The organism is Pseudomonas sp. P4_C8 (genome assembly GCF_056401975.1).
On the sequence record NZ_JBFUIH010000035.1, the window covers coordinates 29,813 to 42,848 of the forward strand.

Annotated in this window: 12 protein-coding genes and 1 pseudogene; 6 read left to right on the plus strand and 7 right to left on the minus strand. The window is 57.9% G+C overall.

All coding sequences use genetic code 11. The annotated features are described in order from the left end of the window. Positions 1-35 precede the first annotated feature (35 nt). Together AC1DWM_RS21200 and AC1DWM_RS21205 are read right to left on the minus strand one after the other, a co-directional pair. On the minus strand, positions 36-839 hold the full coding sequence (locus AC1DWM_RS21200) for a hypothetical protein (RefSeq protein ID WP_223516009.1): 804 nt from the start codon (positions 837-839) through the stop codon (positions 36-38). Positions 840-1,029: 190 nt separating this feature from the next. Next, the gene (locus AC1DWM_RS21205) at positions 1,030-1,230 is read right to left on the minus strand and encodes a YbdD/YjiX family protein (RefSeq protein ID WP_477796042.1); all 201 of its coding nucleotides are present in this window, start codon (positions 1,228-1,230) and stop codon (positions 1,030-1,032) included. A gap of 419 nt (positions 1,231-1,649) precedes the next feature. Between AC1DWM_RS21205 and AC1DWM_RS21210 the strand changes: the two genes are divergently transcribed. The 4 genes and pseudogenes from AC1DWM_RS21210 (at position 1,650) to AC1DWM_RS21225 (ending at position 4,069) form a co-directional block, all read left to right on the plus strand. After that, entirely contained in the window at positions 1,650-2,255 is a 606-nt protein-coding gene (locus tag AC1DWM_RS21210; protein ID WP_477796043.1) for an SCO family protein, read from the plus strand. Then, positions 2,255-2,728: a copper chaperone PCu(A)C gene (locus AC1DWM_RS21215; RefSeq protein ID WP_477796044.1), complete on the plus strand. Its 474-nt coding sequence runs from the start codon at positions 2,255-2,257 to the stop codon at positions 2,726-2,728. Before AC1DWM_RS21210 ends, AC1DWM_RS21215 begins: the two co-directional genes overlap by 1 nt. Positions 2,729-3,060: 332 nt before the next feature. Beyond that, positions 3,061-3,261, plus strand: a pseudogene (locus AC1DWM_RS21220) (PLD nuclease N-terminal domain-containing protein); the annotation flags it as partial. A gap of 496 nt (positions 3,262-3,757) precedes the next feature. After that, the gene (locus tag AC1DWM_RS21225; RefSeq protein WP_477796045.1) at positions 3,758-4,069 is read left to right on the plus strand and encodes a fructose-bisphosphate aldolase; all 312 of its coding nucleotides are present in this window, start codon (positions 3,758-3,760) and stop codon (positions 4,067-4,069) included. A 91-nt stretch (positions 4,070-4,160) separates the two neighbouring features. Here the strand turns inward: AC1DWM_RS21225 and AC1DWM_RS21230 are convergent, their stop codons facing one another. From AC1DWM_RS21230 to AC1DWM_RS21250, 5 genes are all read right to left on the minus strand, one after another. Next, positions 4,161-4,778, minus strand: coding sequence for a LysE family translocator (locus tag AC1DWM_RS21230; protein WP_477796046.1), 618 nt, complete (start codon positions 4,776-4,778; stop codon positions 4,161-4,163). A gap of 249 nt (positions 4,779-5,027) precedes the next feature. Then, on the minus strand, positions 5,028-5,576 hold the full coding sequence (locus AC1DWM_RS21235) for a cupin domain-containing protein (protein WP_007946335.1): 549 nt from the start codon (positions 5,574-5,576) through the stop codon (positions 5,028-5,030). Positions 5,577-6,081: 505 nt separating this feature from the next. Continuing rightward, positions 6,082-7,365, minus strand: coding sequence for an NAD(P)/FAD-dependent oxidoreductase (locus AC1DWM_RS21240; protein WP_452629069.1), 1,284 nt, complete (start codon positions 7,363-7,365; stop codon positions 6,082-6,084). Positions 7,366-7,437: 72 nt separating this feature from the next. Continuing rightward, positions 7,438-8,928, minus strand: a complete 1,491-nt coding sequence (locus AC1DWM_RS21245; protein WP_223516030.1) for an aldehyde dehydrogenase — start codon at positions 8,926-8,928, stop codon at positions 7,438-7,440. A 190-nt stretch (positions 8,929-9,118) separates the two neighbouring features. Then, complete coding sequence (locus AC1DWM_RS21250) at positions 9,119-10,495, minus strand: glutamine synthetase family protein (RefSeq protein ID WP_223516033.1); 1,377 nt, start codon at positions 10,493-10,495, stop codon at positions 9,119-9,121. A 284-nt stretch (positions 10,496-10,779) separates the two neighbouring features. On the opposite strand from AC1DWM_RS21250, the gene AC1DWM_RS21255 reads away from it, so the two are divergent. Then, on the plus strand, positions 10,780-11,541 hold the full coding sequence (locus AC1DWM_RS21255) for a gamma-glutamyl-gamma-aminobutyrate hydrolase family protein (RefSeq protein WP_452626013.1): 762 nt from the start codon (positions 10,780-10,782) through the stop codon (positions 11,539-11,541). Between the two features lie 331 nt (positions 11,542-11,872). Continuing rightward, positions 11,873-13,015, plus strand: coding sequence for a polyamine ABC transporter ATP-binding protein (potA, locus tag AC1DWM_RS21260; protein WP_477796047.1), 1,143 nt, complete (start codon positions 11,873-11,875; stop codon positions 13,013-13,015). The last annotated feature ends 21 nt before the right edge of the window (positions 13,016-13,036 follow it).

Below are 13,036 nucleotides of genomic sequence, written 5' to 3' on the forward strand. Positions count from 1 at the left end.
TCTGTCCGGGGCAACCTTGCGGTTGCCCCGTCTACTCAAGCGTCACCGCCACCCCGGGCGAAATACCCGGTCAATGACTGGCAGATGGATTGCGCCAGATCTTCCTGAGTGGCAATGCCGTAAGGGCGATTGCGATCAAACTGTTCTGACCAGCGAATCCGCCCCTGAGCGACATCAATCAGGCGCACCGAGGCCCGGACCCGGGACGATTCAACCCGTACGCTGCCCTCCAGTGAATAATTGCCGCGCCCGACCCGCACAAGGTCCGAGGCTTTGACGCTGTTGCGCGGCACCTTCATCAACACGTGGTTGCCATGGCTTTGCGTCTGCTCGAACGACTCGAACAGCCGGCAGCTCAGCTCTTCACACAAGCCCCGGGCAAAGTCATCGCCGTCGCGAGTGATGCAGGTGAACGGCTGAATCTGCAGCACCGGATGGCGCGTCGCGATCGCTTTGGGCCGGAGTCGTTGATAAGCAAGCCGATAGCACCCGGCCGGAATGCTCAGGCGTACCGGGTCTTGCTGACCGGTGGTGGTGTAATGGGTCGCGAGTTTGCGTCGCAGCCGCCCCACCTGCACGCGCACCACCGGATCGTCGCCGGTGCAGTAAATCGCCGGATCACGGCGAAACACCGCCAGGCCGATAGCGTGCTCGGTGAGCGCAATGCCCGGAGATTGAAGGTCATGCTCGAGCAGATAGCGCAGCAGATCGCCCATCCGTCGGGACTTGGCAAACACCGGGCTGGACAACAGCTGCGCCAGCACCCGCTCCATTTCTTCACGATCAAGTGGCTCGGGGACACCCTCGGCACTCGAATTGCTTACGTGCTTGATCACCATTGCCTGCCTCCGTGCAGGATACCGACAATCGCTCGCCACCTCTTTTGAAGTGGAATTGATACTGAAGTCGTACTCCTTGCCCTTGTGCAACGCCCACGCCCGGGAAGGCTCGGACGCTGCAACGTCGAAGCTTAGCAGTCGAAACGCGATAGCGAGAACATTGTGCTGATCGCGGCGTTCACAGAGGCGTTCAGCAGCAACGCGTCGTGCATTGCTTGCCGCCGTAGCGGGCCTCCTGACGCTCACGAATAAACATCGAATGGCTCATGACCGGCTGGTCCGGGTGTTTGAGCGCCATTTGCGCGACGTAGTTGTCGTAGTCAGGGACGCCGACCATCAAACGTGCGCTCTGACTGAGGAATCGGGCGGCTTGCTGCAATTTGCGGTACATGGCAATGCTCTCATTGTGGTGTTGGGCAGCCCATGAAACCGCACTTATGTATCTGCAATGTGTCCGCTGCAACGCCTCCCCTGTAGCAGCTGCCGAGCCTGCGAGGCTGCGTTCGGCGGCGAAGCCGTCGTAAACCCTGAGTGCACGGTGGGCCTGACACACCGCATTGACTGATTTCACGACGGCTTCGTCCGAACGCGGCCCGCACCGAACGCAGCCTCGCAGGCTCGGCAGCTGCTACATGGATCGCGTTATGGCTACTGATCCGTAGTTTTCTTCCGGTTCTGTCTCTGTACTGCAACCCGCGCCGGTCCGACAATGCGCAGCTCACCGCAACAGTTTGTTAATATCCACGCGCTTTTTTCGTCTGATTCATCAGCCGCCACAGATTTCACGTCGCTACACAGGATTTCCCCTCCATGAGTACGTTGTATAACCGTCGCACAGTCCTGCGCGGCATGAGCCTGTTGAGCCTCGGCCTGCTGGCCGGTTGCGATGACAGCAGCAAACTGTCGTTCAAACATGGCAAGGACCTCAGCGACAAGATCATGGGCCGTACCTTCAAGCTCAAGGACGCCGATGGCGAAACCCGGATGCTGACCAGCTATCGCGGGATGATGCCGATGGTTTTCTTCGGTTTCACCCAATGCCCGGCCGTGTGCCCAACCACATTGGCACGCGCCGCCCAAGCGAAAAAACTGATGGGCCGCGATGGCGAAAAGCTGCAAGTGATCTTCATCACCCTGGACCCGGAACGCGACACGCCGCAGATGCTCGACAAATACGTCAAATCATTCGACCCGACGTTCGAGGCACTGCACGGCACGCTGGAAGAAACCGCCGACACCGCCAAGGAGTTCGGCGTGTTCTTCGAAAAGGTTCCCAGCGGTTCGAGCTACACCGTCTCCCACACCGCGACCAGCTATGTCTTCGACTCCCGGGGCACTTTGCGCCTGGGTCTGTCTGCGTCCCTTACCGCCCAAGAGTGCGCAGAAGACCTGCTCACCGTCATGGAGGTCTGCTAATGACTTCAATATCCTTCAAACGCATCAAACAACTGGCCCTGGGCCTGTCGCTGATTGGCCTGGCCTTTCAGGTATCCGCACAAACCCAAGTCCACGACGCCTGGGTCCGCGCGACCGTTGCCGACCAACCGTCCACCGGCGCCTTCATGACCCTGCAAGCCGACAGCGACAGCACCCTGCTGAGCGTTCAGTCTCCGGTGGCTAAAACGGTACAGATTCACCAAATGAGCATGAAAGACGATGTGATGAAAATGGGAATGGTCGAGTCCGTCGCGCTGCCGGCAGGCAAGCCTGTGAAACTCGATCCCCATGGCTACCACGTGATGCTGATTGACCTGACCGCTCAGGTTAAGGAAGGCGAAAAAGTCCCGCTGACCCTGACCGTGAAAAACGCCAAGGGCGAGCAGGAAATTATCGAAGTGCAGGCCGAGACTCGGGCACTCGGCATGGCGGATCACAGCAAGATGCATTGATGCCCCGCCAGACCCGCCGCCCAGGCGGGTCTAATCTCTCTGCCGGTCAGGCTGGCGTGGCCATGAGTGAACACCTGAGCAAACTCGGCGTGCCTCACCTGTAAAGGATGTCTGCGGTTTAAAACGTAAAGGAAGTCCCCGGTTTCTACCTTTGCAACCCAATCCCCCTGTGGGAGCGAGCCTGCTCGCGAAGAGGCCCTGACCTTCAACATCAATTGAACTGCCAGCTCTAAATCGCGAGCACCCCGCTCACTCCGCCCAAAAAACCTGAAATTTAATGAACCCAGCCCACAGCGATTCACCTAACTGAATGACTATCAGAAGGGTGGCGAATGCAAACCGAAACAATCTGGATCGTACTCACAGCAGTTCTTCTACTGATCGAGCTATGGGCAATCAACCGAGTCCGAAAAGCCAAAGGCAAATCGAGCAACAAACTCCTGTGGATCGTAGTGATCGTGTTCGTGCCGCTGATTGGGGTCGTGGCATGGGCATTGGCTGGACCGAAACACACCGAACACAACCCGCATTCGCCGCAGGCCAGGCAGTGGGGCGAACGATCCGCAACATCGATTTTGGTAACTGCACAAAGTCCCGATGATTCGGGGCTTTGTCTTTTCTGGCCATCCGAAAAACGTGTAGGAAAGCGCCCTCTGTGGCGAGGGAGCATGCTCCCGCTGGGCAGCGAAGCCGCCCCAAACGCTGCCGCATTATTAAACACCCCCACATCCTGTAGCAGCTGGCGAAGCCTGCGTCCGGCTGCGCAGCAGCCGCAAATCCAGCAAGCAACGTCCACCTGACACTAAACAACCTCTGATTTCACGACTGCCGATCAACAAAACGTCGTCTTAACCATCCCCCCAAACCCGCATTTACGTCCTACAACCCCGTTTGCAGCCGCCAAAATCGACGCCTATATTCGACCCGTCGCTGACCGCAGTCAGCGATAGGGTTTCGCAGCCCTAAAGGAAGACACCAAGCGCCGCCATGTTTATGGCGGCTGTGATTTTCTTTTAAGGACTGACATTTATGACCAATCAGAACCCGCCCCGCCGCTTCACCCCAATGTCCCAACTCGCCACCGACTACCCCGTCCTGCTCATCGACAGCGACGCCCCACTGTGCGAACTCCACAATTGCGTCAGCGAGCGCCTCAACGCCGTCCTCAAATACCTCAACCTCATGGCCTGCACCAGCCTCCCCGACTACGCCGAAAACGACATCAACACCGTCACAAACATCGCCCGGATTCTGATCCAGGATGTGAGTGATGTGTTTCGGGTGATTGAGCAGCGTGGGTTTGATACGCCCAAGAAGCAGAGCGCTTGCTTTAGTCAGTAATAGGTGACCTGCAAAAGGTGACACCGCTATTTATTAAATAGATTTGTCACCTTTTTGAGAAAATCGCTCTGAAACGGCAAACATTCACAGATCAGCCAACCCCCAACAAAAGCCCCTCAGCCTTAATTAAACAACCTAATTTCCACATAGAGAATGTAATCAGATAAAAACCACTCAACCAGTTTAATATTCGAAAACTCACCCTTCCAGACAACATCCTACCCACAGCATCACCGCTTAACGCATAAACCATTTGGCAAACGAAGCTACCAATAAAAAAACCTGAAATAAATGCAGGAATATTGACCGCTACCCCACCTGAATGGTTGGCAAAAACGTAAGAAGTGATTGCAACGATGGTCAGTGGATTGGTCATCGTCAAAGCAAAAACAGAAATGAACCCAGCCTGTTGCGAAACCGACATATCGGGATCTGCATACTTCAGTATCTTTACCCCCAAATAAAACAGATAGACGATGGATGCAAAGACCAACAGGTTCCGATATTGCAACACGAACACACTCACAAGTGCTGCACCCAATAACGCAATCACGGCATATAAAACATCGGCGACTGCGGCGCCTAGTGCACTTGGCACCGCACTAAATCGGCCATGCAATATTGACTGCCGCAATATAATTAATGCAATCGGTCCGAACGAAATCGACAGCACCATCGAGAACAGCAGAGACTGCTGAAAATCGCGCACTTACTTTCCGACTTCCGTGAACATTTTTTTCTTGGTTCGGCAATAAGGATATTTAATGCCTGCTGCCACTTTGAACGCTTCCTGAATGTTCATCAGTCTCTCCGTTTATTCCTTGATTTTATTTTTGTCGATCCCTGTTGCGCTATCCTGCGCCGGAGAAATATTCAATCTCACAAAATAAATGTCAACCGTTTTTGGCTTCGGACGCAGCCTTCGGCAGCTGCTACAGGGCTGCGTCCATTTTTGGTATCAGAAGTTTGCCGGGGTATTGGCGCTGATGATTTCCGCTTCATCCTGGCCAATGTTGCGAAACTTGTGCGGCAGGGTTGTCGGGAAGTAGTAACCATCCCCAGCGTTGAGCACACTAATCTGCCCATCAACCGTCAACTCAACCGTCCCCCGCGTCACCAGCCCACACTCCTCCCCTTCCGAATGCACAATCGGCTCTTCCCCCGAACTTGCCCCAGGCGCGTACTGCTCGCGCAACAACCGCATCTGCCGACTCGGCACCGAAGCCCCAATCAGCAACAACCGCAGCCCATGACGGCCAAGATCCGGCTGTTCATTAGCCCGAAACACGTATTGATGCTCACGCGGCGGCTGATCAAAGGTAAAGAAGTCCGCCAGAGACATCGGTATGCCTTCGAGCAGTTTTTTCAGGGAGCTGACGGAGGGGCTGACGCGATTCTGTTCGATCAGGGAGATGGTGGCATTGGTGACGCCGCTACGCCGGGCCAGCTCGCGCTGGGACAGCTTGTAGCTTTCGCGTACTAATTTGAGTCTTGAGCCCGTGTCCATGACAGCCTTATGCGTGAATTACTTAAGGGGTAATGGGGGTGGATGGCGGGCGACTTTTGGCCGCGAAAAACACCGCTTCCCTGTCCCGGAAATTTGAAAGGCGGGTATTAAATCACGTTTGTTCGTGTTGCTCAGCAGGTTCGATAAGTGGTTGGGTAAAAAGGTTGTTTTGACCTGAATTCAGGGGGTTTGGCTGTGAAAACTGTAGGGGCGGTTGCTGTGTGTCAGCTGGCATTGATGGCGACGGGGATGGCCTCATCGCGAGCAAGCTCGGCTCCTACAGGGTAGTGGTGTGTCAGGTGGCATTGATGGTGGCTGATTTGGCGTCATCGCGGGCAAGCCCGGCTCCCACAGTTTTGACCTGAGCGAATACAAATTTTGTGCATTCCATAGATCTCTGTAGGAGCCGAGCTTGCTCGCGATGGCGGTGTGTCAGGCGACATCAATGTTGGCTGTGCCGCCGCCATCGCGAGCGAGCTCGGCTCCTACAGGGATTGCAGCAGGTTTAGATGCCGAAACGATCGCGCAGCGAGTAGTACACGGCGCCGAGGGCGGTCAACGGTGCTGAAAAGGTGCGGCCGCCGATCATTGGCATGTGTGGCAGGGAGGCGAACGCGTCGAAGCGTTCGGCGTCGCCGCGGATCATTTCCGAGATCAGTTTGCCGGCCAGGTGCGAGCAGGTGACGCCGTGGCCGCTGTAGCCTTGCATGTAGTAGGCGTTTTTCTCGATGCGGCCGAATTGCGGCATGCGGGACATGGTCAACAGGAAGTTGCCGGTCCAGCGGTAGTCGATTTTCACGTCCTTCAATTGCGGGAAGGTCTTGAGGATTTTCGGCTTGATCAGTTGTTCAATGTCGTCCGGTTCCCGCGCGCCATAGACCACGCCACCGCCGTACAGCAGGCGGTTGTCGGCGGTGAGGCGGTAGTAGTCGAGCAGGTAGTTGCAGTCTTCGACGCAGTAGTTGTTTTTGATCAGGCTGCGCGCAACCTTTTCGGACAACGGTTCGGTGACGACGATTTGCGAGCCGCACGGCATGCTCTTGCTGGTCACGCGATTGTCGAGGCCCTGCGGCAGGTAAGCGTTACCGGCGATCAGCAGGTATTTGGCGCGCACTACGCCTTTGGCGGTGCGTACGGTGATCGGTTCGCCGTAAGTGATTTCTACTGCCGCCGATTGTTCGTAGATTTTGCCGCCCAGACCGATGATGGCCGAAGCTTCGCCGAGGGCCAGGTTCAGCGGGTGGATGTGGCCGCCCTGCATGTCGAGCAGGCCGCCGACGTAGGCGTCGGAACCGACTTCACGCTTGATGTCAGCCGTGTCGAGCATTTTCAGGTTCTTGTTGCCGTAGCGCTCCCAGCTTTTCTTCTGCTCGGCCAGGCCTTTGAGTTGCTTTTTGTTCATCGCGGCGAAGATGCCGCCCGGACGGTAGTCGCACTGGATGTCGTAGTGTTGTATGCGCTGACGGATGATGTCGGCGCCTTCAAAAATCATGCTGCCGAGGACTTCGGCGGTTTTGTCGCCGTAGCGCTCTTCGATGACATCAACGTCGCGGCTGTAGGAGTTGACCAGTTGGCCACCGTTGCGACCGCTGGCGCCGAAACCGACTTTGGCGGCTTCCAGTACGGTGACGCTGTAGCCGGCTTCGGCGAGGAACAGGGCCGAGGACAAACCGGTGTAGCCGGCGCCGATGATGCAGACGTCGCATTCCACCAACTCTTCAAGCACCGGGAAATCGCCGGTGAAGTTGCGGGTGGCGGCGTAGTAGCTGTTTACGTGGGTTTGTTTCACAGAATCTTGTTTCATAGCTTTCTCCGATGGCCACCGGCAGCGTGCCGGCGACCGTCGCTTTTTTTATAGGTATTAGAGCTTGATCCAGGTCGCTTTGAGTTCGGTGTATTTGTCGAACGCGTGCAGCGATTTGTCCCGACCGTTACCCGACTGCTTGTACCCGCCGAACGGCGCGGTCATGTCACCGCCGTCGTACTGGTTGACCCAGACGCTGCCGGCGCGCAAGCCGCGAGCGAAGGTGTGGGCCTTGCTCAGGTTGCTGGTCCAGACGCCAGCGGCCAGGCCGAAGATGCTGTCGTTGGCGATGGCCAGAGCTTCTTCAACGGTGTCGAAGGTGATCAGCGACAGCACCGGGCCGAAGATCTCTTCACGGGCGATGGTCATGGCGTTGGTCACGCCGTCGAAAATCGCCGGTTCCACGTAAAGGCCGCCGGTGCTTTCGAGGGTGCGGCTGCCGCCGGCGATCAGTTGCGCGCCCTGGTCTTTGCCGACCTGGATGTAACGCAACACGTTGTCCAGTTGGCGCTGATCGACGACTGCGCCGACGGTGGTTTCCGGGTCCAGTGCGTGCCCCGGTTTCCACGCTTGCAGCGCTTCCACCAACAGCGGAATGAACTGCTCGCGGATCGAACGCTCCACCAGCAAGCGCGAACCGGCGGTGCAGACTTCGCCCTGGTTGAAGGCAATCGCACCGGCCGCCGCTTGTGCTGCCGCGCGCAAATCCGGCGCGTCGGCGAACACCACGTTCGGGCTCTTGCCGCCGGCTTCAAGCCAGACGCGCTTCATGTTGCTTTGCCCGGCGTAGATCATCAGTTGCTTGGCAATCGCGGTCGAACCGGTGAAGGCCAGCACGTCGACGTCCATGTGCAGCGCCAGCGCCTTGCCGACGGTGTGGCCGTAACCCGGCAGGACGTTGAACACGCCTTTCGGGATGCCAGCGTCCAGCGCCAGTTGAGCAATGCGAATGGCCGTGAGCGGCGACTTTTCCGAAGGCTTGAGGATGAACGAGTTACCGGCAGCCAGCGCCGGGGCGAACTTCCAGCTGGCCATGATCAACGGGAAGTTCCACGGCACGATGGCGGCGACCACACCGGCAGGTTCGCGGGTAATCAGGCCGAGTTGATCGTGCGGGGTGGCGGCGACTTCGTCGTAGATCTTGTCGATGGCTTCGGCGCTCCAGCGGATCGCGTTGGCGGTCGCTGGAATGTCGATGTTCATCGAGTCGTTGATCGGCTTGCCCATGTCGAGGGTTTCGAGCAGGGCCAGTTCTTCCCGGTTGGCCAGGATCAGGTCGGCGAAGCGGATCAGGGTGCGCTTGCGCTCGGCCGGGGCAAGGTTGGCCCAGATGCCGGATTCGAAGGTGCGGCGCGCGACGGCGACGGCCGCATTGGCGTCGGCTTCGTCGGTGCTGGCGACGTTGGCCAGAAAGCGACCGTCGACCGGGCTCATGCATTCAAAGGTGTCACCGCTGAGTGCCGGGCAATATTGGCCGTCGATGAATGCACGGCCTTCGAGTGTTAGGGACTGGAAGCGTTGTTCCCAGTCGCTGCGAGTGTTTGTCATGGTTGTGACTCGACGCAGAGGAATATTGGATATCGGTGTGTCAGACGACGGGGGCTGGCTGATCGACCGCCTTCGCTGGCAAGCCAGCTCCTACAGTTGATCCATGTCGCTCACAGATGCTGCGCCCGACACACAACCCTGTAGGAGCTGGCTTGCCAGCGAAGGCGGTGCATCAGGCGACATCGAAGAATCAGACAGTGTGCAAGTACCAGTTGTACTCAAGGTCGGAGATGGAGTTCTCGAACTCGGCCAGCTCGCTTTCCTTGCACGCCACGAACACGTCGATGTACAGCGGGTCGATGTAACGGGCCATGACTTCGCTGTCGTCCAGCTCGCGCAGTGCATCGCGCAGGTTGTTCGGCAGGCTCTGCTCGTTTTGCTCGTAGCTGTTGCCTTCCACCGGGGCGCCCGGTTCGATCTGGTTGGTCAGCCCGTGGTGAATACCAGCCAAAACCGAGGCCATCAGCAGGTACGGGTTGGCGTCGGCACCGGCGACACGATGCTCGATGCGCACCGAGTCCGGCGAACCAGTCGGCACACGCACGGCTACGGTGCGGTTGTCGATACCCCAGCTTGGCGAGTTCGGCACGTAGAACTGGGCGCCGAAACGACGGTAGGAGTTGACGTTCGGGCACAGGAACGCCATCTGCGCCGGCAGGGTCTCGAGCACACCGCCGATCGCGTGTCGCAGCGCGGCGTTCTGCTCGGGATCCTCGCTGGCAAAGATGTTGTTGCCTTCTTTGTCGAGAATCGAAATGTGCACGTGCAAACCGTTGCCCGCCTGACCCGGATACGGCTTAGCCATAAACGTGGTGTCCATCTCGTGGTCGTAGGCGATGTTCTTCACCAGACGCTTGAGCAACACCGCGTAGTCGCAGGCCTTGATCGGGTCGTTAACGTGATGCAGGTTCACTTCGAACTGCGCCGGGGCGCTTTCCTTGACGATGGCGTCGGCAGGAATGCCCTGCTCTTTCGCGCCTTCGAGGATGTCTTGCAGACAATCGACGTATTCGTCGAGGTCGTCGATCAGGTACACCTGAGTCGACACCGGACGCTTGCCGGACACCGGCGAGCGCGGCGATTGCGGACGGCCGTTCACGTTGTCCTGGTCGATCAGATAAAACTCGAGTTCGAACGCAGCGCAGATGGTCAGGCCCATGTCGTCGAACTTGCGCACGATATTGGCCAGCACTTCACGCGGGTCGGCGAAGAATGGCTGGCCTTCTAGTTCATGCATGGTCATCAACAGTTGCGCGGTCGGGCGCTTCTGCCAAGGCTCGATGCTGAGGGTGCCAGGAATGGGGAAACAGATCCGGTCAGAGTCGCCGATGTCCAGACCCAGGCCAGTGCTTTCCACCGTAGAACCGTTGATGTCCAGAGCAAACAGAGACGCCGGCAGGTTAATGCCTTTTTCGTAGACCTTATGAAGACTGGTGCGCTCGATGCGCTTGCCGCGCACCACGCCGTTCATATCCGCAATCAGAAGGTCGACGTACAAAACCTCAGGATATTTCTTAAGGAATGCGTTTGCTTCGTTGAGTTGAACGGCACGCAGAGGGACCGACATGATGCACCTATTTTTTAGCTGTTAATTATTATGTTCACTACCCTTTCACGAGCCCAGTCAACCCGAACGGCAAAGTGAAGTCAATAGCGAACACTTGACCCTTCAACCTTTATTTTCTGGCCTTTTTAGGGGACGAGAGTGCCAGATCGATCTTGCGCACCGTGTAATTGCTGGAGATCGGACGTGCGGCGTTTAGAATTTTTTACATGAGAGTTGTTAATTAAAATCAACAAGGCTAAGCTCCGGAAAAGCTCGTTCAAGTGTGAAACTTCGAGGTGATAAAAATGGCATTCAAGCCATTGATCGGCGTTACTGCATGCGTCAAACAGATTGGCCTGCACCCCTACCACGTCAGCGGCGACAAGTACTTGCGTGCTGTCAGCGTCGCGGCTTTGGGGCTGCCTGTGGTCATCCCTTCCCTGGGCGAACTGACTGAAATCGAGGATGTGCTCGCGCATCTCGACGGTCTGTTGCTGACCGGCTCCCCCTCGAATGTGGAACCTTTCCACTATCAAGGCCCGGCCAGCGCTCCCGGCACGGATCACGATCCGGCGCGGGACGCCACGACCCTTCCTTTATTACGTGCGGCCATTGCGGCCGGCGTGCCGGTGCTCGGCATCTGCCGGGGCTTTCAGGAAATGAACGTGGCGTTTGGTGGCAGCCTGCATCAGAAGGTCCACGAACTGCCGGGCATGCTGGACCACCGCGAAGCGGACAGTCCGGAGCTGGCGGTGCAATACGCACCGGCACATACGGTCACTGTGCAACCGGGCGGCGTGTTCGAAGCCCTGGAGTTGCCGGCGGAGTTCATGGTCAATTCGATTCACAGTCAGGGTATCGACCGATTGGCGCCCGGCCTGCGTGCCGAAGCGATTGCGCCGGACGGCTTGATCGAGGCGATTTCCGTCGACCACAGCCCAACGTTTGCAGTCGGCGTGCAATGGCACCCGGAGTGGCAGGTGCTTTCGAATCCTCCTTATTTGAGTATTTTCCAGGCGTTCGGCGATGCGTGCCGGCGACGGGCCGCGCTGCGTAAAAGCCGCTGACTGAATACACAAACAACTGATTACTGCCCCCGCGAGTCAGACGGGCGTGCCTTTGCGCGCCCGCCCCTCGCGACAGCAACACACTGCGATAACAACAAGTACTACCAGGCAGCCAGGACGGCGGCGCCGAATAAGCCAAACCGGAATGGGCAACCTGTAGGAGCCGAGCTTGCTCGCGATGGCGGCCGAACATCCAACATTGATGTCGGCTGTCAGGGCCTCTTCGCGAGCAAGCTCGGCTCCTACAGGGACCGTACCCGGTTCGGGCTTGCAATCAACTATTAAGTCAGGCCGCGTTGGCCCGACGACTGAAACCTGTTGGGAGTTTCACATGGCAAACGCCTCCAGCATTTACAGGAAGGCTCTTGAAGGTCACCAGGCATCGAAAAAGGTGCTGGTGAAAGTCGACCGCGTCACCAAGAAATTCGACGAAACCACCGCGGTGGACGATGTCTCGCTTGAGATTCATCAAGGCGAAATCTTCGCCCTGCTCGGCGGTTCCGGCTCTGGCAAATCGACCCTGCTGCGCATGCTCGCAGGCTTCGAGCGCCCGACCGATGGCCGGATTTTCCTCGACGGCGTGGACATCACCGACATGCCGCCGTACGAGCGGCCGATCAACATGATGTTCCAGTCGTACGCCTTGTTCCCGCACATGACCGTGGCGCAGAACATTGCCTTCGGCCTCAAGCAGGACCGTTTGCCCGCCAGCGAAATCGACGCCCGCGTTGAAGAAATGCTGCGCCTGGTGCACATGACCCAATACGCCAAGCGCAAGCCGCATCAACTGTCCGGCGGTCAGCGTCAGCGTGTGGCATTGGCTCGCTCCCTGGCCAAGCGTCCGAAGCTGCTGCTGCTCGACGAACCGATGGGCGCGCTGGATAAGAAGCTGCGTTCGCAGATGCAACTGGAGCTGGTGGAAATCATCGAGCGTGTCGGCGTGACATGCGTGATGGTGACCCACGACCAGGAAGAGGCCATGACCATGGCCCAGCGCATCGCGATCATGCACCTGGGCTGGATCGCACAAATCGGCAGCCCGGTCGACATCTACGAAGCACCGGTCAGCCGCATGGTCTGCGAGTTCATCGGCAACGTGAACGCCTTCGACGGCACGGTGGTGGAAGACCTTGAAGGTCACGCGATCATCCACAGCCCGGACCTTGAGCAGAAGATTTACGTGGGACACGGCGTCAGCACCTCGGTGCAGGACAAGTCGATCACCTACGCCATCCGCCCGGAAAAAATGCTGGTCAGCACAGTCAAGCCCGAGAACCGCTACAACTGGTCCCAAGGCAAAGTGCATGACATCGCTTACCTCGGCGGTCATTCGGTGTTCTACGTGCAACTGCCTGGCGGCAAAGTCGTGCAATCGTTCATGGCTAACGCCGAACGCCGTGGTGCACGCCCGACCTGGGACGACACCGTCTATGTCTGGTGGGAAGACGACAGCGGCGTGGTACTGCGCTCATGAAAACACTCAATCAGCAGTTCA

Coding starts and splice junctions, on each gene's coding strand:
- AC1DWM_RS21215 (WP_477796044.1), top strand. CDS start 2,255: ATGACTTCAATATCCTTCAAACGCATCAAACAACTGGCCCTGGGCCTG.
- AC1DWM_RS21245 (WP_223516030.1), bottom strand. CDS start 8,928: ATGACAAACACTCGCAGCGACTGGGAACAACGCTTCCAGTCCCTAACA.
- potA (WP_477796047.1), top strand. CDS start 11,873: ATGGCAAACGCCTCCAGCATTTACAGGAAGGCTCTTGAAGGTCACCAG.
- AC1DWM_RS21255 (WP_452626013.1), top strand. CDS start 10,780: ATGGCATTCAAGCCATTGATCGGCGTTACTGCATGCGTCAAACAGATT.
- AC1DWM_RS21250 (WP_223516033.1), bottom strand. CDS start 10,495: ATGTCGGTCCCTCTGCGTGCCGTTCAACTCAACGAAGCAAACGCATTC.
- AC1DWM_RS21205 (WP_477796042.1), bottom strand. CDS start 1,230: ATGTACCGCAAATTGCAGCAAGCCGCCCGATTCCTCAGTCAGAGCGCA.
- AC1DWM_RS21210 (WP_477796043.1), top strand. CDS start 1,650: ATGAGTACGTTGTATAACCGTCGCACAGTCCTGCGCGGCATGAGCCTG.
- AC1DWM_RS21225 (WP_477796045.1), top strand. CDS start 3,758: ATGACCAATCAGAACCCGCCCCGCCGCTTCACCCCAATGTCCCAACTC.
- AC1DWM_RS21200 (WP_223516009.1), bottom strand. CDS start 839: ATGGTGATCAAGCACGTAAGCAATTCGAGTGCCGAGGGTGTCCCCGAG.
- AC1DWM_RS21235 (WP_007946335.1), bottom strand. CDS start 5,576: ATGGACACGGGCTCAAGACTCAAATTAGTACGCGAAAGCTACAAGCTG.